This window comes from Sphaerisporangium siamense, from assembly GCF_014205275.1.
Lineage (GTDB): Bacteria > Actinomycetota > Actinomycetes > Streptosporangiales > Streptosporangiaceae > Sphaerisporangium > Sphaerisporangium siamense.
Genome location: NZ_JACHND010000001.1, coordinates 7930755 through 7951542, shown reverse-complemented (window position 1 = coordinate 7951542; position 20788 = coordinate 7930755). Strand labels below are relative to the sequence as shown.

General features: G+C 70.9%; 18 protein-coding genes. 11 read left to right on the top strand and 7 right to left on the bottom strand.

Annotation, left to right across the window (positions count from 1 at the left end; genetic code table 11):
* Positions 1-73 precede the first annotated feature (73 nt).
* The 4 genes from BJ982_RS35950 to BJ982_RS35935 all read right to left on the bottom strand — a co-directional run bounded on the left by BJ982_RS35950 (position 74) and on the right by BJ982_RS35935 (position 5141).
* Positions 74-979 (bottom strand): carbohydrate ABC transporter permease, encoded by a 906-nt coding sequence (locus BJ982_RS35950; protein WP_184887571.1) that lies wholly within the window; start codon positions 977-979, stop codon positions 74-76.
* A complete protein-coding gene (locus BJ982_RS35945) occupies positions 976-2439 on the bottom strand; it encodes a carbohydrate ABC transporter permease (protein ID WP_184887570.1) in 1464 nt (487 codons plus the stop codon). Before BJ982_RS35945 ends, BJ982_RS35950 begins: the two co-directional genes overlap by 4 nt.
* Positions 2440-2450: 11 nt before the next feature.
* Entirely contained in the window at positions 2451-3782 is a 1332-nt protein-coding gene (locus BJ982_RS35940) for an ABC transporter substrate-binding protein (RefSeq protein WP_184887568.1), read from the bottom strand.
* Positions 3783-3881: 99 nt separating this feature from the next.
* Positions 3882-5141 (bottom strand): ABC transporter substrate-binding protein, encoded by a 1260-nt coding sequence (locus tag BJ982_RS35935; RefSeq protein ID WP_184887566.1) that lies wholly within the window; start codon positions 5139-5141, stop codon positions 3882-3884.
* Between the two features lie 132 nt (positions 5142-5273).
* On the opposite strand from BJ982_RS35935, the gene BJ982_RS35930 reads away from it, so the two are divergent.
* From BJ982_RS35930 to BJ982_RS35920, 3 genes are all read left to right on the top strand, one after another.
* The gene (locus BJ982_RS35930) at positions 5274-5780 is read left to right on the top strand and encodes a PadR family transcriptional regulator (protein WP_184887564.1); all 507 of its coding nucleotides are present in this window, start codon (positions 5274-5276) and stop codon (positions 5778-5780) included.
* A 14-nt stretch (positions 5781-5794) separates the two neighbouring features.
* Entirely contained in the window at positions 5795-6595 is an 801-nt protein-coding gene (locus BJ982_RS35925; protein WP_239122720.1) for an ABC transporter ATP-binding protein, read from the top strand.
* Between the two features lie 226 nt (positions 6596-6821).
* Positions 6822-9002 carry an FtsX-like permease family protein gene (locus tag BJ982_RS35920; RefSeq protein WP_239122721.1) on the top strand — a complete coding sequence of 727 codons (2181 nt, stop codon included), beginning with the start codon at positions 6822-6824 and terminating at the stop codon, positions 9000-9002.
* Between the two features lie 24 nt (positions 9003-9026).
* Here the strand turns inward: BJ982_RS35920 and treS are convergent, their stop codons facing one another.
* Both treS and BJ982_RS35910 read right to left on the bottom strand, forming a co-directional pair.
* Positions 9027-10715: a maltose alpha-D-glucosyltransferase gene (treS, locus tag BJ982_RS35915; protein WP_184887562.1), complete on the bottom strand. Its 1689-nt coding sequence runs from the start codon at positions 10713-10715 to the stop codon at positions 9027-9029.
* A gap of 338 nt (positions 10716-11053) precedes the next feature.
* On the bottom strand, positions 11054-12964 hold the full coding sequence (locus tag BJ982_RS35910; protein WP_184887560.1) for an asparagine synthetase B family protein: 1911 nt from the start codon (positions 12962-12964) through the stop codon (positions 11054-11056).
* A 236-nt stretch (positions 12965-13200) separates the two neighbouring features.
* On the opposite strand from BJ982_RS35910, the gene BJ982_RS35905 reads away from it, so the two are divergent.
* Together BJ982_RS35905 and BJ982_RS35900 are read left to right on the top strand one after the other, a co-directional pair.
* Positions 13201-15228 carry a hypothetical protein gene (locus BJ982_RS35905; RefSeq protein ID WP_184887558.1) on the top strand — a complete coding sequence of 676 codons (2028 nt, stop codon included), beginning with the start codon at positions 13201-13203 and terminating at the stop codon, positions 15226-15228.
* A 5-nt stretch (positions 15229-15233) separates the two neighbouring features.
* The gene (locus BJ982_RS35900; RefSeq protein WP_203958859.1) at positions 15234-15776 is read left to right on the top strand and encodes an AAA family ATPase; all 543 of its coding nucleotides are present in this window, start codon (positions 15234-15236) and stop codon (positions 15774-15776) included.
* A 72-nt stretch (positions 15777-15848) separates the two neighbouring features.
* Here the strand turns inward: BJ982_RS35900 and BJ982_RS35895 are convergent, their stop codons facing one another.
* Positions 15849-16181 carry a cupin domain-containing protein gene (locus BJ982_RS35895; RefSeq protein WP_184887556.1) on the bottom strand — a complete coding sequence of 111 codons (333 nt, stop codon included), beginning with the start codon at positions 16179-16181 and terminating at the stop codon, positions 15849-15851.
* Positions 16182-16252: 71 nt separating this feature from the next.
* Here BJ982_RS35895 and BJ982_RS35890 point away from each other — a divergent pair, with 71 nt between their 5' ends.
* The 6 genes from BJ982_RS35890 to BJ982_RS35865 all read left to right on the top strand — a co-directional run bounded on the left by BJ982_RS35890 (position 16253) and on the right by BJ982_RS35865 (position 20693).
* Positions 16253-17203 (top strand): GlxA family transcriptional regulator, encoded by a 951-nt coding sequence (locus BJ982_RS35890; RefSeq protein ID WP_184887554.1) that lies wholly within the window; start codon positions 16253-16255, stop codon positions 17201-17203.
* A gap of 41 nt (positions 17204-17244) precedes the next feature.
* A complete protein-coding gene (locus BJ982_RS35885) occupies positions 17245-18153 on the top strand; it encodes a helix-turn-helix domain-containing protein (RefSeq protein WP_239122722.1) in 909 nt (302 codons plus the stop codon).
* A 15-nt stretch (positions 18154-18168) separates the two neighbouring features.
* Positions 18169-18693, top strand: a complete 525-nt coding sequence (locus BJ982_RS40110) for a DUF397 domain-containing protein (protein WP_260414747.1) — start codon at positions 18169-18171, stop codon at positions 18691-18693.
* Between the two features lie 40 nt (positions 18694-18733).
* Positions 18734-19021 carry a DUF397 domain-containing protein gene (locus BJ982_RS35875; protein WP_184887549.1) on the top strand — a complete coding sequence of 96 codons (288 nt, stop codon included), beginning with the start codon at positions 18734-18736 and terminating at the stop codon, positions 19019-19021.
* Positions 19021-19224 carry a DUF397 domain-containing protein gene (locus BJ982_RS35870; protein ID WP_184887547.1) on the top strand — a complete coding sequence of 68 codons (204 nt, stop codon included), beginning with the start codon at positions 19021-19023 and terminating at the stop codon, positions 19222-19224. The genes BJ982_RS35875 and BJ982_RS35870 overlap by 1 nt, the downstream gene beginning before the upstream one ends.
* 791 nt (positions 19225-20015) lie before the next feature.
* Positions 20016-20693 carry a DALR anticodon-binding domain-containing protein gene (locus tag BJ982_RS35865; protein WP_275411663.1) on the top strand — a complete coding sequence of 226 codons (678 nt, stop codon included), beginning with the start codon at positions 20016-20018 and terminating at the stop codon, positions 20691-20693.
* The last annotated feature ends 95 nt before the right edge of the window (positions 20694-20788 follow it).

The window sequence follows — 20788 nt, the reverse complement described above, 5'->3', positions numbered from 1 at the left end:
CGCCCCCGGCTTTCCGTAGCCGTCCGGGACGCCGGGTGCCCGCCTGCCCCCGCGAGACGGGCACCCGTGACCGCTACTTGACCGAGCCCGCGAGCAGGCCCTGCACGAAGTAGCGCTGGAACGCGAAGAAGAGCACCAGGGGGATGATCAGCGACAGGAAGGCTCCCGGCGCGAGGATGTCCACGTTGGTACCGAACTGGCGCATCTGGGACTGCAGCGCCTTGGTCATCGGCTGCGCGTTGGTGTCGGCGAACACGAGCGCGACCAGCAGGTCGTTCCACACCCACAGGAACTGGAAGATGCCGAGTGAGGCGACCGCGGGCTTGGCCAGCGGGAACACCACGGTCGCGAAGATCTTCCACTCCGCGGCGCCGTCCATGCGCGCGGCCTCCAGCAGCTCCTTGGGGATGCCGACGAAGAAGTTGCGCAACAGGAAGATCGCGAACGGGAGCCCGAAGGCCGTGTGGAACAGCACCACGCCGGGGATCGTGCCGAAGATCCCGAGCGCCCCGTACATCTTGGCGATCGGGATCAGCGCGATCTGGACCGGCACCACCAGCAATGCCACGACCACCAGGAACAGCAGGTCGCGCCCGGGGAACTCGATCCAGGCGAAGGCGTAGGCCGCCATGGCGGCGAAGCCGATGACCAGGATCGTCGCGGGCACCGTGATCGCCACGGTGTTCCAGAACGACGAGGTGAAGCCGGTGGACAGCAGGTGGGAGTAGTTGTCGAACGTGATCTGCGCCGGCTTGGCGAACACCGTCCACCAGCCGCTGGAGTTGTTGTCGGCGTCGGCGCGCAGCGACACCACCAGCAGCCCCAGCGTGGGGACCAGCCAGAACAGGCCGAGCACGATGAGGACGACCTGGACCAGCCCGCCCCCGACCCGGTCGACGACCCGGGACAGCGCCCCGCGGCGGAGCGACCCCGCACCCGGGTTCGTGGGCGAGGTGGGGGACGCCGTGAGCGTCGTCATGCCTGCTCCCTCCGGAACCGCCGGATGTTGATGGCCATGAAGGGCAGGACGAGCACGAGCAGGAAGATCGCGAGCGCGCTGCCGAGTCCCTGGTTGCCGCCGCCGCCGAACGAGACGCGCCACATCTCCAGCGCGATCACGTTGGCCTGCGGCTGGGCGGACCCGGGGGCGATGACGAACACCAGGTCGAAGACCTTCAAGGTGTTGATGATCATCGTCACCAGCACGACGAGCAGCACCGGCGACAGCAGCGGGATGGTGATGCGGCGGAACACCTGCCACTCGGTCGCGCCGTCGATGCGGGCCGCCTCCAGCGCGTCGCGCGGGATGGCCGACAGGCCCGCCGCGATCAGCACCATGGCGAACCCGGCCCACACCCAGATGAACGCGCCGATGATGGCCGGCGTGATCAGCGTGGGGCCGAGCCAGGTCGCCCCCGCGAACGGCTGGGCGAAGTTCTCCCGCGGCAGCCGCAGCTGGTAGGACCCGGCGGGCAACTCGGAGAAGTGGAAGGTGCCGTCGGCCGCCGTGGTCGTGGTCGCCTTGACCTGGCCGCCGGAGACGGCCTCCACGGTGACGTCCGGCATCCCCTTCTCGTCGCCGTCGATCCGGTTCGCCGTGCCGCCGCCCGGGGTGAAGTCCAGCCAGACCGTTCCCGCCAGCTCGCCCGGCGCCGTGGTGGCGGGCTTGGCGGCGGCGGCCTGCGCGGGCAGGGCCTCGGCCTTCAGGCCGACCAGCGGGATCGTCACCTGCGCGCCGGGCTGGGCCTGCTGGCGGGTGACGACCGCGCCCTTGTCCAGGACGGCGGGCGCCTGGTCGTTCTCGCGCGGGCGCGCCCCCGGGTAGCCGCTGCTGGAGGCGAACACGTCGTGCACCGAGGTGATGATCGCGTTGGCCGCGCCCCGGTCGGGGTCCTGCTCGTAGACGAGCCGGAAGATGACCCCGGAGGCCAGCAGCGACACCGCCATGGGCATGAACACGACCAGCTTGAACGCCGTCGCCCAGCGGACGCGCTCGGTGAGCACCGCGAACAGCAGGCCGAGCGCGGTGACCAGGCTGGGCGCCACGACCACCCAGATCAGGTTGTTCCTGATCGTGGTGAGCGTGCCCGAGTCGCTGAAGATGGACGCGTAGTTGCCGAGGCCGACGAACCCGTCGCCGTTGGCGTCGTACAGGCTGCGGACGATCGAGTAGATGATCGGGTAGACCACCCACGCGCCGAGGATGACGAACGCCGGGACCAGGAAGGCCAGGGCCACCTTGGGAGAGGGCCCGAGATTGCCCGACCTGGTGGTCCTCGCCGGCGCGGCGGGCGGGACGGTGTTCGTGGCGTCGTCCCCGCCGGCGCCGGAGGACGCCGGGGGCGGTGGCTGGGGGGTCTCGTCCGGTCCGGGGGAGGCCCCGCGGGCGACGTCGCCGTCGCCGCGCGGGGTCTGCGGGCCGTCCAACCGTTCGGTCACGGCCGCCGTCCCTACTTCTTCCAGGCCTTCGCGGCGTCGGCCTCGAGCTTCTCCTGGGTGCCCTTCACGTCGGAGGGGTTGCGCACGAAGTCCTGGAGGTGCTTCCACTCGCCCTTGCCGTCGGTGCCGCCGAAGGCGCTGGGCGCCAGGTCCGACATGTCATACCGGACCGCCTCGCCCGCGGAGATGATCGTCTGCGCGAGCTGCTTGGTCAGCGCGTCGGGGTAGTTGTCGGGGGACACGTTGCGGTTGGGGGACAGGTAGCCGGGCTGCTTGGCCCAGACCGAGCCGCCCTCCGCCGAGGCCAGGTACTCCAGCAGGGCCATCGCGCCCTTGCCGTCCTTGAGCGCGACGGCGACGTCACCGCCGAGCACGACCGGAGGCGTGGAGCCCGCCGGCGGGAACGGCATGATCTTGGCGTCCTCGCCCACCTTGGCGCCGGACTGGGCGACCGAGACCGCGACGAAGTCCGCCTCGATCACCATGGCGGCCTTCTTCTCGCCGTAGACCTGCGTGACACAGGTGGGGAAGTCGGTCTGCAGGGCGCCCGAGGCGCCGCCGGCCATGAAGTCCTTCTTGGAGAAGATCTGGGCCATCTTCTCCAGCGCGGTCTTCACCGTGGCGTCGGTCCAGGGGATCTCGTGCTTGGAGAGCTTGTCGTAGTTCTCCGGCCCCGCGCTGGACAGGTAGATGTTCTCGAACAGGTCGGTCAGCGTCCAGCCCGAGGCGCCGCAGAGCGCGAACGGGGCGGTCCCGGAGTCGGCGAGCGACTGGGCTGTCTTGCCGACCAGGTCGTCCCACGTGGTCGCCGGCTGGGCGCCCGCGTCGTCGAAGGCGGGCTGGCGGTACCAGACCAGCGACTTGTGCGCGGCCTTCACCAGCACGCCGTACACCTGGCCGCCGGCCGAGCCCAGCTCCTTCCAGTACGGGGTGTAGTTCTGGTCGATCTGCTTCTGGACCTCGGTGGACAGCGGCTTGAGCGCCTTCTGGTCGGCGTACTGCTGCACGAGGCCCGGCTGCGGCAGGATCGCGACGTCCGGCGGGTTGCCGCCCTGGATGCGCGGGCCGAGGTAGGCGCCGGTGTCCTCCCCCGTCGAGGCGTAGGTGACCTTGGCGCCGGTCTTGGCCTGGAAGGCGTCGATCACCTTCTGGAAGTTCTCCTGCTCCTCGCCGGTCCACTTGGCCGCGACCTCGATGCTGACGCCCTGCAACGGCAGGGCGGCCGGCGCGCTGCCGCCGCCCGCGGACGCCGACGGCGCCGCGCCGGTGCCGTCCGATCCGCCGCCACACGCGGCCGCCGCGAGCATGAGCCCGGCCACCACCGCAGTCGTTCTGACACGCATGGTGCTTACCTCCTGGTGAAGCCCCCGAAATATGCGGATGAGTTAGTGAAGGAAGGAAAGTGGTTCGTAACGATGACCGGGGGACGGACCCCCGGGGGTCTATGGGGTGCGGATGATCTCGCCGAGCTCCTGCTTCAGCGCGGCGACGGTCTCGTCGCTGGGTTTGCGGAAGTCGAGCGCGTCGGAGACGGCACTCGATATGGCCAGGCTGACCTGGTCGTAGTCGGAGGTCGCCGGTCTCGGCCGCGCGGACATGATGCTGGCCTTGAGCACGGGCAGATATGGATACCGCTTGATCAGCGCGGGGTCGTCGTACAGCTCCGACCACACCGGGGGGAAGGAGCCTTCGGTGAGCACACGGCGCTCGTTCGCGAGCCCGGTGAAGTACCGGATGAAGTCCAGCGCCGACTTCTGGTGCCGGGAGTACGCGCTGATGGCCAGGTTGAGGCCGCCGAGCGAGCTGGACCCCGGCCCGTCGAGGCCGGGCAGCCGCGTCACGCCGAACTTCCCGGCGATGGCGGATCGCGTGGCGGGCCCGTAGGCGTGCGGCCAGTTGCGGGCGAAGAGCAGCCTGCCCTCCTGGAACGCCAGGCGTGCCTCCTCCTCCTTGTAGGTCAGCGCCTCCTGGGGGATCCACCCCTCGCGCAGGCCCCCGACCAGGAAGTCCAGGCCGGTCCTGGCGGTGCCGAGGTCCAGGGTCACCCGGGCGCCGTCCGGGCTGAGGATCTCGCCGCCGGCCGACTGCACGGCCTCGGCGAAGTTGACGGTCAGCCCCTCGTACGGCAGGAACTGGCCCGCGTACCCGTCCAGCCCGTACTTCTCGCCGAGGCGCATCGCCTGGTCGCGCAGCTCGGCCCAGGTCTTGGGCGGCTTGAGATGTTCGCGGTCCAGGATGTCCTTGCGGTAGTAGAGCAGCCCCGCGTTGCTGGTGTAGGGCACCGCGTAGAGCTTGTCGTTGTAGACGGCGGTGTCGACCACCGGCCGCAGGAAGCGGTCGAGGGGGAACGTGCCGCGGTCGAGGGGAACGATCCACCCGGCGTCGGCGAACTCGGCGGTCCACACGACGTCCAGGCCGAGCACGTCGTAGCGGTCGCTCCTCGCCTGGAGGTTGGCGACCATCTGGGCGCGCTGCTCGTCGGCCGCCTCCGGGAGTTCGAGCAGGCTGACCGGCTCCTTGGGGCGGCGGCGGTTCCACTCGGCGATCAGCGGCCGCAGGTAGGCGGTCGTGTCGCGGCCGGTCGCGAAGGTGATGGGCCCGGTGCCGTCCGTGTTCCCGGCCCGGCCCCCCTCGCGCTCGCCGCCCCCCACGCAGCCGGCGAGCAGTAGCGCCGCCAGCAGCAGGGGAGCGAGAGGCCGCACGTGTCCTCCGGGTTTTGATCAGGTTACATGCGTGTTATGTAGATGCATGCATGTTATGCATAGCGGTAAGGTGACCGTCAACGGATTACCTCGTAACGCTCAGGTAACGTCGAAGCCCGAGGGAGGTGGGGCGTGCGGCTGCCGCTGCTGGCGCTCCTGGCGAAGGAACCTGCCCACGGGTACGAACTCAAACAGGCGCTTGAGCAGATCTTCGGCAGCGCCTATCCCTCTCCCAACATCGGGCAGATCTACGTCACGCTCGGCCGCCTGGAGAAGGACGGCCTGGTGCGCGGCGTGGACGTGGAGCAGTCCAACCGCCCGAACAAGAAGGTCTACTACTGCACCGCCGCGGGCCGCGAGGCCCTCGACGAGTGGGTCGAGTCGCCGTCCGAGGGGCCGAGGGTCAGGGACGAGTTCTTCATGAAGCTCGTGCTCGCCCCCATGACCGGCATGGCCGACCGCATGGCACTGATCAACCGGCAGCGCCGCCACTACCTCGCTATCATGCGCGATCTGGTAGAACTCGCCGAGCGGACCGACCAGGACAACCGCGCGGCGCACCTGCTGATCGAGGGCGCCATGCTGCACCTCCAGGCCGACCTCGACTGGCTGGAACGTTGCCAGGAAGAGCTCGCGTAGACGTACGAGAAGTGGTGATCGAGCCCGTGAGCCCCGCGGAAGAGCCGAGTGCGGCCGGTCCTGTCGTCCGGGCCGTCAACCTGGTGAAGATCTACCAGACCGGTGGCCTGCCGGTGCCCGCCGTGCGCGGCGTGGACCTGCGGGTGGACCCCGGCGAGTTCGTCGCCGTCATGGGGCCGTCCGGGTCCGGCAAGTCCACGCTCGTCCACATGCTCGGCGGCCTCGACACCCGCACCAGCGGCGAGATCTGGGTGGACGGCGAGCGGGCCGACACCCTCACCGAGAGCGGCTGGGCGATCCTGCGCCGCCGCAAGATCGGCTTCGTGTTCCAGTTCTTCAACCTGGTCGCCAACATGACCGTCGCCGACAACGTCGAGCTGCCCGCGCTGCTCGGCGGCTCCTCGCCCCGGCACGCCCGCGAGCGCCGCGAGTACCTGCTCGGCGAGCTCGGCCTGTCCGGCAAGGCCGACGCCTCGCCCGCCCAGCTCTCCGGCGGCGAGCAGCAGCGCGTGGCGCTGGCCCGCGCCCTCGCCAACCAGCCCCGCCTGCTGCTGGCCGACGAGCCCACCGGCAACCTCGACAGCCGCAACACCCGCGACGTCCTCCGCCTGCTCGGCGAGGTGCACCGCCAGGGCCAGACCATCGTCATGGTCACCCACGACGCCCGCGTCGCCGCCCTCGCCGACCGCCTCGTCACCCTCCTGGACGGCCAGATCGCCGACGACGGCGCCATAACCTCACCCCGCCGCCCCAAGCCCCGCCCAGACCCCGACCCCGGCTCTGGCCCCGGCAAGGTCATAGAACTCCGGGGCTGAAGATGCCCACCATCCCAGCAAGCCGCGTGAGGGCGCGCCGGTGCTCTGGAGCCGTCCCGCGCAAGGGTGAGGAACGATCCCTTGCGCGGGACGGCGGAAGAGCGCCGGCTCAAGGGCGCCCTCACGCCGCGCGAACGGAGAGAGCGCCATAAACACAGCTCAACGTAGGTGGATTCGTGCTGATCTGCGGGCTCGGCGGGGGCAGGCGGCGCTGACGGTGCTGGCGGTGGCGGGGATCGTGGCGGCGCTGGTCACCGGGGCGACGCTGCTGGAGGACGGCACCAACCCGTGGCGTGGCCTGTTCACCCAGGGCAACGGCGCGCACGTCTGGATCCACACCAAGGACGCGCCCGACCCGGCCGCGCTCAAGGCGATCGACGGCGTGACCGACGTCGCCGGCCCCTACCGCAGCGCGCCCGCCACCCTGACCCAGGGCGGCAAGAAGACCCCCGTCGCGCTCCAGGAGATGTCCGCGGTGCTCCCGCCGGTGGGACGTCCGGTGGTCCGCGAGGGCCGCTGGCTGGACCCGGGCGCCCCGGCGGGCGTGGTCGTCGAGCGGTCGTTCGCGCTGGCGCTCGGCCTGCGCCCCGGCTCGCCGTTCCCCGTGGTCGGCCTGAACGGCGCCGACCACGCGCTCACGGTGACCGGCCTCGCCGAGAGCGGTGACCAGGGCTTCTACCCCGAGTGGACCCCGGGCCTGGCCTGGACGCTGCCCGGCACGCTCGACCAGGTGGAGCCCGCCGAGGGCCGCAGTGAGACCGTCACCGGCCTGCGGCTGGCCGACCCGGACGCCAGCTCCCTGGTCGTCCAGCGCACGACCACCGTCCTTGCGGGGCAGGTGCAGCGGGCGACGACCTGGCGCGAGGTGCGGGCGTCGATGGAGCTGGACAACCGGCTGCTCGGCGTGCTGCTCGGCCTGTTCGGCGTGGTGGGGCTGGTGGCGGCGGCGCTGGCCATCGCCAACGCGACGGGCGGCCGCGTGCTGACCCAGCAGCGCGACATCGCGACGCTGAAGTCGCTGGGCTTCACCCGGCGCCAGGTGGTCCGCATGCTCCTCGCCGAACACGGCGCGCTCGGGCTGGCCGGGGTGGCGCTCGGCGTGCTGTGCGGCCGGCTGATCACGGTGTCCACTCAGGCGGCGGTGGTCCCGCTCTCCTCCGCGCCGCTGGTGGCGATCACCTGCGGCGCGGCGCTGGTGGTGCTGGTCGCGGTGTGGCTGCCGGCCTGGCGCGGCGGCCGTACCCCGCCGATCCCCGCGGCCCCCGCGTCGCCGCCGCGCGGCCACCTGTCGCGCATGGCCCGCCTCGCCCTGCTGGTGCGCCTGCCGCCCGCGCTGGTGCTCGGCGCGAGGGACGCCTTCACGCGCAGGCTCCCTGCGCTGCTGACGACGTTCGGGCTGGCGATCCCCATGATGATGATCGCCATCGGCCTGGGCTGCTGGGCCACGCTGGACGCGTTCGAGGAGCATCCCGAGCGGGTGGGCCAGGCCGCCGCGCTGACCGTGCGGCCGGGCGGCCTGTCCTCCGAGGCCGCCGACCGCCTGACGTCGGCCGACCCGGACGTGGTCGCGTCCTACCCGGGGACGGAGGTCGACGCGCTCGTCCCGGGGCAGACGCGCACCGTGCGCACCCGCGCCCTCGGCATGGCGAGCGAGCCGTACCCGTTCTCGGTGGTCGAGGGCCGCCCGTTCCGGGCGCGCGGGGAGGCCGTGGCCGGGCAGGGCCTGCTCGACCTGCTCAACGTGCGCATCGGCGACCGGACGCGGCTGACGATCGGCGGCACTCCGCTGAACGTGCGGATCGTCGGGCGGGTGCTGGAGCCGGAGCAGGACGGCGAGGTGCTGTCGGTCGCGCTGGACAGCCTCGCCCCCAAGGACGCGCTGCCGCCGCAGTTCTACGGCGTGGTGCTGCGCCCAGGGGCCGACCCGGCGGCCGTCCGCGCCCGCCTCCAGGAGCAGGGGCTGGAGGTCGCCCAGGCCGTGAACCCGGCGGCCCGTCTCGCGGTGATCCGCGTGATCATCGTCGCGCTGGTGGCGGTGCTGGCGCTGCTCGGGCTGGCCACGATGCTCACGGCCAGCGCGATCGGGCTGCGCGACCACGCCCTCGACCTCGCGGTGCTCAAGGCGATGGGCCTGACCCCGCGCCAGGTGATGGCCACCCTCGTGACGGGGATCGGGCTGCCCGCGGTGCTCGGCGTCGCCGCGGGCGCGCTCGCCGGGGCCGCCGTGTCACCCGGCCTGATCGACCTGCAGGGCGTCGCCAGCGGCATCGGAGCCGGCATCGGAAGCCCGCCGAGCGCCGTGACGCTGCTGGTCACGGCGCTGGCGGCCATCGGCGCGTCCCTCCTGGTGGCGGTCATCCCCGCCCGCGGCGCCGCGCGCGCCCGCGTGCCGGTCACGCCGCGCTGAGGCGGCCGGCCGCGGGGTCGGCGCTCAGCGCTCGGTGAGCGAGAACCAGTAGAAGCCGTGCCCGGGCAGCGTGAGCAGGTACGGCAGATCGCCGATCGCCGGGAAGGCCACGTCGCCCCGGCACTCCACCGGGGTCAGCCCGGCGAACCTGCGCAGGTCCAGCTCGACCGGCTGCGGGTGCTTGGAGAGGTTGTTGACGCACAGCATGCGGTCGTCCCCTTCCTCCCTGACGAACGCCAGCACGCTGTAGTTCGGCGACCACAGCTCGGTGTAGGCGCCGGTGCCGAACACCGGGTGCCGCCGCCGCACCTCCAGCATCTGCCGCGTGAAGTGCAGCAGCGAGCCGGAGTTCTTCATCTGGGCCTCGACGTTGACGGCCTGGTAGCCGTAGATCGGGTCCATGACGACGGGCAGGTACAGGCGGCCGGGGTCGCCGCCGGAGAACCCGGCGTTGCGGTCCGGGCTCCACTGCATCGGCGTGCGGACCGAGTCCCGGTCCTCCAGCCATATGTTGTCGCCCATGCCGATCTCGTCGCCGTAGTACATGACCGGGGAGCCCGGCATGGACAGCAGCAGCGCGGTGAACAGCTCGATCTGGTCGCGCTGGTTCTCCAGCAGCGGGGCGAGACGGCGCCGGATGCCCAGGTAGGCGCGCATGCGCGGGTCCTTGGCGTACTCGGCGTGCATGTAGTCGCGCTCTTCCTCGGTGACGGTCTCCAGCGTGAGCTCGTCGTGGTTGCGGAGGAAGATGCCCCACTGGGCGGTTTCCGGGATCTTCGGCGTGCGGGACATGATCTCGGAGATCGGCTCGCGCGACTCGCGGCGCACGGCCATGAAGATGCGCGGCATGAGCGGGAAGTGGAACGCCATGTGGCACTCGTCGCCGCCGACCGCGGCGTCCCCGAAGTACTCCACGACGTCCTCGGGCCAGCCGTTGGCCTCGGCCAGCAGCACCCGGTCCGGGTAGAGGCGGTCGACCTCGGCCCTGACCCGCTTGAGGTAGGCGTGCGTCTCCGGCAGGCCCGAGCACGCGGTGCCGTCCCGCTCGAACAGGTAGGGGACCGCGTCGAGGCGGAAGCCGTCGATGCCGAGGTCGAGCCAGAACCGCAGGACCTCCAGCATGGCGTCCTGGACGGCCGGGTTCTCGTAGTTCAGGTCCGGCTGGTGGTGGAAGAACCTGTGCCAGTAGTACTGGCCCCTGATCGGGTCGTAGGTCCAGTTGGAGTCCTCGGCGCCGATGAAGATGATCGGCGCGTCGGGGTACCGGGTCGGGTCGTCCGACCACACGTAGAAGTCCCCGTAGGGGCCGGACGGGTCGTGCCGGGACGCCTGGAACCACGGGTGGCGGTCGCTGGTGTGGTTCATCACCAGGTCGGTGATGATCCGGAGGCCCCGCTTGTGCGCCTCCTCGATGAGCTCCACGAAGTCCGCCAGGTCACCGAACTCCCGGAGGATCTTCATGTAGTCGGCGATGTCGTACCCGCCGTCGCGCAGCGGCGACTCGTACAGCGGCAGCAGCCACAGGCAGTCGACGCCGAGCCATTGCAGGTAGTCGAGTTTCTCGATCAGGCCGCGCAGGTCACCGGTGCCGTCCCCGTTGGAATCACGGAAGCCCCGGACCAGCACCTCGTAGAACACCGCCCGCTTGTACCAGAGCGGGTCGGACGACACGAAGTCCTCGGAAACAGATTCCGGGCAGGGTGAAGCGCTCATATGTTCGCTCGCATTGGGAGAGTGGACATGCAAACGGGGTATTACGCCGGTGTAGCCGTCTACCCCGCGGCTACCGCGCAGACGCCGCCACCTCAGGGGTGTTGGTGCGCGGCGTGTGTTTCGGCGCTGTTTCGCGGAAGACTAGCAGCCCATTAGGGACGTCCGGGGTAGATCAGCAATCGTCGCTCAGCGTGGCAACCACGTAATCCTTTGCGCGCAAGGGAAACCCGGTGTCGCAACCGCGTAAAACCCCATCCTTCCCGCGAAGTCTCACGTAATGAGACATGCACGCAGTGTGTCGCCGACTTAGGCGCCGCCGTCCGGATCGTGAGACGGTTTCACGGCCGTTCGTCCCACGGCGGCGTGAGGTCGCCGAGCACGTCCCCGTAGTCGGTGAGCCAGGAGCCGAAAAGTACCAGTCCGCGCAGCCAGAACCGCGAGTTCCACGAGCCGAACGCCGTGAGCGCGTCCGGGCCCTTCGCGATCGTGTCCAGCATCGGGCCCGACATCAGGCTCGGGACGGCCTCGGCCGCCCGGACCAGCATCCGGTGGTTCCACTCCCGGGCGACGGGCCCCGCCGAGCGCAGCGGCACCCGCCGGTGCGGCAGCGCGCCGTTGGTGGACGGCAGCGACGCCACGCGCGGGTTCGCCGCCTGGAGGATCTCCCGGTAGAACCTGCCGCCCTCCTTGCGCTCCACGGGCACCGACAGGGCCGCGTCGAAGAAGTCCGGGTGCAGGAACGGGAAGACCGGCGTCACCTCCGGGCCGACCAGGTTCACCGGGGAGCGCGCGATGCCCCGGGCCGTGCGGGTGTGCAGCACGCTCAGCGGCAGCTCCGACCTGTGCCCGCGCAGCATCGAGGTGGCCTGCGCGAACGCCGCCCCCACCCGGTCCTCGACGAACGCCAGGGCGGGCTCGGACAGCAGCGGCATGTGCGGCTCGCCGGTGGCCAGCGCGGCGAGCAGGGCCGCCTGACGGTCCCCGGTGGTGCCCGCGCCCACGGCGTCCGCGGTGATCAGGAAGTTCTTCATCAGCGGGCCGCCCGCCAGGCCGTCCACGATCGGGCGTCCCGCGGCGTGCACTTCGCGGGCGAACGGGGAGTACCAGGCGTGGTGGCTGGTCAGGTACTCCAGCCTGCGCGCCGCCCAGCGCGCCTCATCCGGGTAGGCCGCCGGGTCCTGCGGCACGATCCGGTGCGAGATGCCGAGCTCGCGGGTCACGATGCGGGCGAAGTCGATGTCGTTGTCCAGGCCGTCGTCCGGGCTCGTCGTCCACGACTCGACGTCGATCCCGCGCGCCTTGACGATCGAGGCCAGCAGCCGCGAGTCGTACCCGCCGCTCACCGGCACCAGCAGCGCCCGGTCGTCGTACGGCTTGAGCGCCTCGTGCAGCAGCGCCACCATGTCGCCGGCCGTCACGCCCCGGTCGAAGGGCTCCTGGCGCACCCAGCGGGGGGCGTGCCTCTCCACGGTGATCTTCTGGGCGGCGCGCGACCAGATCAGCGCCGTGGAGCCGGGCAGCCTCTTGACCTCCCGGTACGGCGTCGCCTCCAGCAGGGGGTAGGTCAGCCTGAGTATCGCCGCCCAGGCGTCCCAGTCCACCTCGTACGGCCGCCTGGCCAGCGCCAGCAGCGGTTCGATGTTCCCCGCGAAGTAGACGGCGTCCCCGTCGGCCAGGTAGTACACGTCCACCAGCCCGAACGCCCCGGTGTGCAGCGTGACGGCGTCCCGCTCGTCGATCAGCCCCGGCGCCTCGTACGTCTCGGCCACCGCGAGCCAGGGCACGGCCTGGTCCGGCCGCCGCTCACCCCACGCGAACCGCGCCTCGCCCCCAGGGCCCACACCGGTCCCGGTCCCCGCGAAACGGGTCTCGGCCGCCGTGCCTGGACCGGTCTCGGCCGTTCCGTGTCCCGTCGGCCCGGCCGCGTCCGGGGCCGTCCGGCTCCCGTTCGCGCCGGCGTGCGGGCTGACGTCGGCCCCCGTGGCCGGGAGGAGGTCCTCGCGGAACGGGACCGAGCTCAGCGCGGCACCCGCCTGACCGCCCGCCGGGTCCCGGTCGCGGTACGACCCGGTGCCCGCGTACGGCGTCAGCGGCGCGGAGGCGAACAGCGCGGCGCCGGGGGAGCGGTGCGCCTCCCGCACCGGGGGGCCCGCGTTCGCCAGCACCGCCAGCCTGCCCGGGTCGTAGGCCCCGATGGCGCCGCAGACGTACGGCCGTGCCGCGTACTCAGGCCACTTCCCCTTGCGCACCGGTCGTCTCCCCTCAGCACCGCAGCGAGTACCTGCCGAGTGTACGGAGTCACACATGTCCGAAGGGTCGTGGTCCGGCGGGACCGATCACCGGCCGTCCGGTGATGTGGCATTCGCGGGTTCATGAGGGGGCGGAGAGACGGAAGTCGCACACACCTGATTGGTTCTGGTTCGAGATGGTCGGTGGAGATCTGCGATTATTCTTCCTCGACGGCTCTGGGGACACGGTGATGGCATTGAGCGAAGAGTTGGAGAGCACCCGGCAGGCACTGGAGGCGGCCGTGTCGGCGGCGCGGGACGCCGCGGAACTCGCCCGGCTGCTGGCCGACTACCAGGCACGTCTCGCCGCCGCCGCGACCTCGGAAGCCGAGGCGCTCACCCGGCTGAAGGAGGCCGAGGCCCGGCTCAAGAGCACCGAGCGGCAGGCGGCCCAGCTCGCCAAGAACCTCGCCGAGCAGAAGTACCAGACCGAGGTCGCCCTGTGGCGCCTGGAGTCGGTGCAGGAGAGCCGGTGGTCCAAGCTCGGCGACGCCATCCACACCAAGAAGCCCGGCGAGGTCGCGAAGACGCTGCGGGCGCCCGTGAGGAAGCGCCCGGCGCCCAAGCGCTCCGACTTCGCTCCCACCCCGCTCGCCCAGCCCCCCGCCGTCCAGCCCGTGGCCCCCGCCACCGCCGGGCCCGACGTGTCCGCGCCGATGGCCGAGGGCTTCGCCGTCCCCAAGGGACCGCTCACCCGGCCGCACCTCACCGTCGCGGCCATCGTCGACCGCCGCTCGGAGGCGCTGTTCCGCTACGAATGGCGGCAGGTCACCAACTTCGGCCCCGACAACTGGCGCGCCATGCTCGACCAGCACCGTCCCCACCTGCTGTTCGTCGAGTCCGTCCAACCCGGCCCCCTGCAGGGCAACGGCGGCCGCTGGCTCGAAGAACTCGCCGGGCGCACGCGCGGCCTACGCGACCTGACCGAGGAGTGCGGCCGCCGCGGCATCCGCACGATCTTCTGGCACTCCGGTGGCCCGCTCTCCCACAGCGCTCCCGTGGCGTCCTACTTCGACCAGGTCCTCGCCACCTCGGAGGCCCGCGCCCGCGAATGGCGGGCCGCCCTCCGCCACGACCGCGTGGCCGTCCTCCCCCTGTCCGTCCAGCCCCGCGTCCACAACCAGACCCCCTCCGCGGCCGGCCGCGCGGGCGTCGGCCTTCTCGGGACGGCCCTCCAGGGCGACCTTCCCGCCGGCTTCCCGGAATCCCTTCTCCCCGCGGGCGCCTCGGCGGACGCTCCCTGGCGGCCGTTGTCGGACGACAAGACGACCTACGACGACCTGCTGACGGTCTACCGCTCGGTGTCGCTGGTGGTCGCCGGGCCGGACGCCGACGCGCGCACCGTGGAGGAACTGTCCGCCTGCGGTACCCCGCTCATGCAGCTCACCGCTCCCGTGCCCACCGATGAGGAGTCCCTGCGGGGCGCGCTCACCTCGGTGCGGGAGTACCTCGCGGCCGACGACCAGTCGGCGGCCGAGGCGCACCTCGCCTGGCGGGCCACCGTGCCCGTGACCCCGCTGCTCGACCCGATCCTCGACGCCGCCGGCCTGCCCTCGCTGCGGAACGCCGGGGCCGTCACCGCGATCACCGCCGTCTCGGACCCGGCCGAGCTCGATCACGTGCTCGCCCAGCTCCGGCACCAGGTGCACGCCCCCGGCCAGCTCGTGATCGTCGCCGAAGGGGTGGACGCCGCCGCCGTCGAGAAGGCCGCGGCGGCGGTGCACGGCGGCGACGTCATCGTACGAGAGACGGGCGGGGCGCTCACCAGGGGCGCGGCCCTGGACCGGGCGCTCGGCCTCGCCGACGGCGACCTGGTCGCCGTCCTGGACCCGCGCGACCTGTACGGCGAGCACTATCTCGCGGACCTCGTCCGCTACTTCGCGGCCGTGGACGCCGAGATCATCGGGAAGTCGTCCTACTACGCCCACATTCTCGGCGCCGGGACCACCCTGCTCCACGCCCCCGGCACCGAACACCGGTTCCTCCCCGAAGTGACCGGAGGCACCATCCTCGCCCGCCGCCAGGCCCTCACGGCCCTCGGCATCGCCGATCTCTCGGAGGAATGGGACGAGACCCTCATGCGCCAGTGCCGCACGGACGGCGTCCGCGTCTACTCCGCCGACCGCTACTCCTACGTCCGCCTCCGCCCCGCCGCGACCGAACGGCTCCTCTCCTCGTCCCACGTGACGGGCCACACCCCGGCGGAACCCCTGGCGATGATCTGACCACCATGCCCATGCGACGCGTCCTCGTCGCCGGTATCAGCGGAGCCGGGAAGACCACCCTGGCGCGGGCCGTCGCGACCCGGCTCCGGCTCCCGTGCCACGAACTGGACGCCCTGCGGTTCACCGGGCCGAAGTGGGCGACAGACCCTCAATTCGCCCGGCGCGTGGCCGAGATCGCCTCCACCTCCGGCTGGGTCTTCGACTCGTTCGGATACCCGGAGGTCCGCGACCTCCTCTGGACCCGCGCCGACACGGTGATCTGGCTCGACTACCCCAGATCCGTGATCATGCCTCGCGTCCTCCGCCGCTCCCTGCGCAGGACCCTGCTCCGCGAGCGCGTCTTCGGCGGCAACGTGGAAACCTGGCGCGAATGGTTCAGCCCCGACCACCCGGCCTGGTGGGCATGGACCCAGCACGCCACCCGCCACTCCGACATCGACACCCGCGTCCACGACCCCCGCTTCGCCCACCTCCACGTCATCCACTTCACCTCCCCGCGAGAGGCCGACGACTGGCTGCCCTCCCTACGCCCCGGCCCGGCTCAGTAGCCGTCTGTCATGCGGTCCGCTGGGAGAGACGGAGACGGCGGTCGGCCGTGATGCCGGGTGACCAGCAGTGATCTAGCCTTCCGGGTAGAAAAGGAACAGCGTGCAGCCGGTCGTCGTCTGCGGGACGTGGGAGGTCCCTGCGGAGGCGTGGATGAAGGAGCCGGCCGGGTAGTCGCGGGTCCCGTCGTTGAAGACGCCGGAGACCACGAAGACCTCCTCGGGGCCCGGGTCGTGGACGTCGATTCCCTGCCAGCACGTGTTCGCGTCCATCTCCAGCACAAGGGCCTGCGCGCCGTTGCCGCCTTTCCACAGCGGGCGCAGGCGGATGCCCGGGAAGAGTTCCCGGACCGGGGCGTCCTGGACGGCGGACCACTCGTAGGCGGGCGCGTTCTGTTCTGTCGTCATGGGCTCAGCCTCGTGGGCCGGCCGTCGCACCGCCGAGTGTCAGAAAAGACATCCTGCGGTACTTTCCTGCCATGCACCGCATGGCGGCGCTCGTCCGCCCCCCGCAGTCGACCTTCGAACTGGCCTGCGTGGCCCAGGTGTTCGGCATCGAGCGGCCAGGACTCCCGAAGCGGTACGTCTTCGGCGTGTGCGCGGAGCGCCCCGGCCCGGTCGCGACGTACGCCGGCTACGACATGCTCGTGACCGACGGCCTGGACGCCCTCGACCGGGCGGACACCGTGGTCGTCCCGGGCTGGCTGCCCGCCGGCGAGCCGCCCTCACCTGCCGTGGTCGAGGCGCTGCGCCACGCGCACTCCCGCGGAGCGCGGGTGGTCAGCATCTGTTCCGGCGCCTTCGCGCTCGCGCACGTCGGCCTGCTGGACGGACGGGAGGCGACCACGCACTGGGCGCTGGCGGACGACCTCGCCGCGCGCTTCCCCCACATCCGGGTCGATCCGGACGTGCTGTACGTGGACCACGGTGACGTGGCCACCAGCGCCGGCGCCGGCGCAGGCTTCGACCTGTGCATGCACCTGCTCCGCAGCGACCAGGGCGCGCGGTACGCCGCGCACGTCGCACGGACCATGGTCATGCCACCCCACCGCGAAGGCGGCCAGTCGCAGTACTCCGCGCCGCCCCACCCGGCACAGATCGACGGCACGCTCGCGCCGCTGCTGGAGTGGGCCGCGAGGCGGCTCGGCGAACCGCTGACCACGGAGGCCATGGCCGCGCACGCGGGCGTCTCCGCGCGTACCCTGGCCCGGCGGTTCGCCGACCAACTCGGCACCAGCCCCGGACAGTGGCTGCTCGCCCAGCGGATCGCGACGGCCCGCGACCTGCTGGAATCCTCCGACCTGCCCTTGGACGCCGTCGCCCGCCGCGTCGGCCTCTCCTCGGCCACCAACCTCCGCAGGCGCTTCCTCACCACCCTCGGCACAACCCCGGGCGCCTACCGCCGCGCGTTCCGCGCCGAGCCACGATGACGACCGACTTGAGCTGTCAGCGGGTGGAAGGTGCAGGGTGGGTGCCCGTGGGCGAGGACGAGCGGCTTTACACGGTCGGGGAACTGGCGCGGCGGGTGGGGGTGGCGGCGCGGACGGTGCGGTTCTGGTCGGACGCGGGGGTACTGCCGCCGAGCGGGCGGTCCGCCGGCGGGTACCGGCTGTACGACTCCCGGGCGGTGGCCCGGTGCGACCTGGTGAAGACCCTGCGCGACCTGGGTCTCGGTCTGGACGCCGTCCGCGACGTGCTCGCACGGCGGGCGACGATCGCGCAGGTCGCCGACGCCCACGTCAAGGCACTGGACGCCGAGATCAGGGCCCTGCGACTGCGCCGCGCCGTGCTGAGCACGGTGGCCGCGCGCGGCGGGACCGCGAAGGAGATGGTTCTCATGAACGAACTGGCACGCCTGTCCGTGCGCGAGCGCAGGCAGATCATCGACGACTTCGTGACGCGCGTGACCGAGGGAGTGGGGCTGAGCCCCGACGCGATCGTCATCGCCGACTGGATGCGCGAGATGCCCGACGATCCGTCGCCCGAGAGGGTGGACGCGTGGATCGAACTGGCGGGCCTGGTCGCCGACGAGGACTTCCAGCGCAAGATCCGCCAGATGGTCGTCACCGGCTCCGGCGACGGCTGGGCCCCGGAGTGGCGTCCCGGCCTCTACCCGGCCGTGGTGACCCTCGCCGGCCGCGCACTGGCCGACGGGATCACCCCCGAGTCGTCCCAGGGCAAGACGGTCCTGAACGAGATCGTCAGCCCCTATCTGCCGGCCTCGGAACGCGTGGAACTACGCGAACGGCTGGAACTTCTCGCGGACGCCCGCGTGGAACGGTACTGGCAACTCCTGGAACTCCTCAACGGCGGTACGTCCTCCCCATCAGCCATCCCGGCCTTCCAGTGGCTGATCGCCGCCCTCCACGCCCACTGCTGATCTCGCGAACGCCACCTGCTCCGCCGGCGGAGCAGGGCTCAGTTATCCAACATCACGCTTCAGGTACTGCCTTTCAGTGCGGGAGCTCATACCGCCACAAGTGGCACCTTCTCGACATTTGAGTTCCCGGAGGCGGCGGATGCCGATGTCGTATTTCTCGAAAACCTAACAGGAAGCCTCTATGTCGAGAAGGAAGCGGGCGTCTATCGTTATACGCTGGCGTTCGACCATCTCCGCGCGAAGGCGTGGGACCCGGATGAGTCCTGTCGTTTCATCGGGCAGTTGGTTGATCCTGTGGTCGATTGCCAGAGAGGAGACGCCGGTGATGGATCTGCCGCATGTTGTCTGGTGGAAGAGAGCTCTCGGAGTGGAAACGGTCAAGACTGTGTCGAGGTGGCGGACTCGGCGGAGGGTGTTCACGCTCTCCGGGACAGCAAGAATCCCAATGGCGTCATAATGCTTAGCGACACGAAGGAATGGCACGACTTCATCGGCGGACTCAAGGACGGACACTTATCCGAACCCGATTCACCGGCCTGATTGCCAGGCTCATCGTGGACTTACCCCAAGGAGATGTCTGATGGAACTCGAGAAGGCGACACCACTTGAGGTGCCGACCTACACTCACACCACTCCAGGCGGCGGCGCAGGGCACAAATCGAGTTTCAGCACGGAGAACGGGAACTGCGTCGTCGTGGACATCCAGGCCGACCGTGTTCTCGTCCGGGACTCCAAAGATCCGGAGGGCCCGGCGCTCTCATTCACTCCCGATGAGTACCTCGCCTTCTGGATGGGCGTCATGAATCGCGAGTTCGACCCACCCGCAGAGTGGCTCCTCCGCTTCTCAGTGGCAGCAGGAGGGGTGTGATGTCCGCATCCGATTTCGCGTGCGTCGCCTGGCGGAAGAGTTCCTGGGGCGGCGAAGGGCAGAACTGCGTCGAGGTGGCATGCTCGACGGGCGGCGTTCGAGCCGTTCGGGACGGCAAGAGGCCGGATGGGGCTGTATTGGTCCTCGATACCGATGTATGGCGCGCCTTCGTCGGCGGACTCAAGGAAGGACCGCTCGTTTGACGCAGCCGTGTGAGCGTTGCGCGAGGCGCTGACCTTGTGATCAAAGGGCTCGTGAACAGCATTCTCAGGACCGTGGTGATCTTTTTGGGCTGGGGTGAGTTCTCCCACCCGTGCGGGTCCGTCGTGGTTGATCACCGTGAGCCCACCCTTGAACGCCGGGCCTGCGGCGAGAGGACGGCCGGCCAGCTCTTGAAGGCTGGGCCTGCGGCGCGAGGGAAGCCGAACGTTGGTCTGCAGCGTGGGTTGTGCTGTGGCGTGAGAGCGAGCGGTGCAGGACAACGGAGCAACGTCGCTCTCGCCGCAGGCCCGGACTTCAAGGGTGGGCTCACGGCGAGTGACCACGACGGACCCGCACGGGTGGGATAACTCACCTCAGCCATACAGCATCACTACGGCCATGAGAATTCTTGTAAGTGGTCGCGGTTGAGTAGCCCCGCCCGTACCGCGTCGTTGTGGTCACCCAGGTGAACCGACCACCTGTCATTCTCGCCGCAGGCCCAGGCTTCAAGGGTGGGCTCGCGGCGAGCGACCACGACGGACCTGCACGGGTGGGATAACTCACCCCAGCCACAACAGATCACTACGGCCATAAGAATTCTTGTCAGTGGTCGAGGCCGAGTAACTCCGCCCGTACCGCGCCAGTCGTGGTCACCCTTGAACGCCGGGCCCGGAGTGGGAGGAAGGCGGGACGCTAGTCTGCGGGCGTGGGTGTGTGGGCGTTGTGGGAGGTGCTGGGGGCGCCGCCGGTGCCTCGGGGGACTTGGGAGCGGGGGGCCACCTACGTTTCGGCTGTGGCGCTGAGCCGGGGGCTTGAGGACGCGCCGGGGGTGGGGGAGGAGCTCGCGGCGCGGGTTCGGGCGTTGGCGGGGGTCGTCGCGGTGGAGGTACGGCCGGACGGGTTGCTGGTCATCGAGGTCGCTGAGCCGGGTGAGGTCGTGCGGGACGTTCTCGGGGAGGGAATGGGGGAGGAGTCGGCGGCTGTAGGCGTGCCGGCGTGGGTGGACGTGGTGGCCGATGTAGGTGTGCGGGATGACCATGGAGACGAGCCCTGGCCTGACCGGCCCAGGGACTGGGGCAATCCCGGCTTCGTCGTCAGATACGCCTACGTCCGGGCCGGCAATGTGCTCCGTTGGGCCGGGGACCTCGGAGTGCGCGGCCCGTTCCGTCCCGAGGCGCTGGACGACCCACGGGACCGGCGTGTGCTGAGGACCCTCGCCGAGGTCGCCAGCAGGACCGGTGAGGAGAGGCCCGTGGGTGGGAGGCGGAGGCCGGAGCAGGGGAGGGTCGCTTTTCTGGTGCGGCTGGCCGAGGCGTATCACGATGCCTTCGAGGGGGCGGGGCCGCTTCCGAAGGGGGACGAGAGCGCTGGAGTGGTTCATGTGGCGCGGGTGTGGATGGCGGCGGCCGTGCGGAAGACCTTGGGTGAGGGGCTGGCGGCGCTAGGGGTGACCCCTCCGGGCAAAATATGAAAAAAATCGGGCAAATCCCAGGAAGGGGTGCGCCGTAGGCCCTCAACGTCCGGAGATCTTCCACAGGCCCGTCTCGCGGATTGGGACAAGGCGCG

What these genes read in the sequence shown, in the direction of transcription:
- BJ982_RS35875 (WP_184887549.1), top strand. Translation starts at nt 18,734, where the DNA reads ATGGAACTCGAGAAGGCGACACCACTTGAGGTGCCGACCTACACTCAC.
- BJ982_RS35895 (WP_184887556.1), bottom strand. Translation starts at nt 16,181, where the DNA reads ATGACGACAGAACAGAACGCGCCCGCCTACGAGTGGTCCGCCGTCCAG.
- BJ982_RS35900 (WP_203958859.1), top strand. Translation starts at nt 15,234, where the DNA reads ATGCCCATGCGACGCGTCCTCGTCGCCGGTATCAGCGGAGCCGGGAAG.
- BJ982_RS35940 (WP_184887568.1), bottom strand. Translation starts at nt 3,782, where the DNA reads ATGCGTGTCAGAACGACTGCGGTGGTGGCCGGGCTCATGCTCGCGGCG.
- BJ982_RS35890 (WP_184887554.1), top strand. Translation starts at nt 16,253, where the DNA reads ATGCACCGCATGGCGGCGCTCGTCCGCCCCCCGCAGTCGACCTTCGAA.
- treS (WP_184887562.1), bottom strand. Translation starts at nt 10,715, where the DNA reads ATGAGCGCTTCACCCTGCCCGGAATCTGTTTCCGAGGACTTCGTGTCG.
- BJ982_RS35870 (WP_184887547.1), top strand. Translation starts at nt 19,021, where the DNA reads ATGTCCGCATCCGATTTCGCGTGCGTCGCCTGGCGGAAGAGTTCCTGG.
- BJ982_RS35950 (WP_184887571.1), bottom strand. Translation starts at nt 979, where the DNA reads ATGACGACGCTCACGGCGTCCCCCACCTCGCCCACGAACCCGGGTGCG.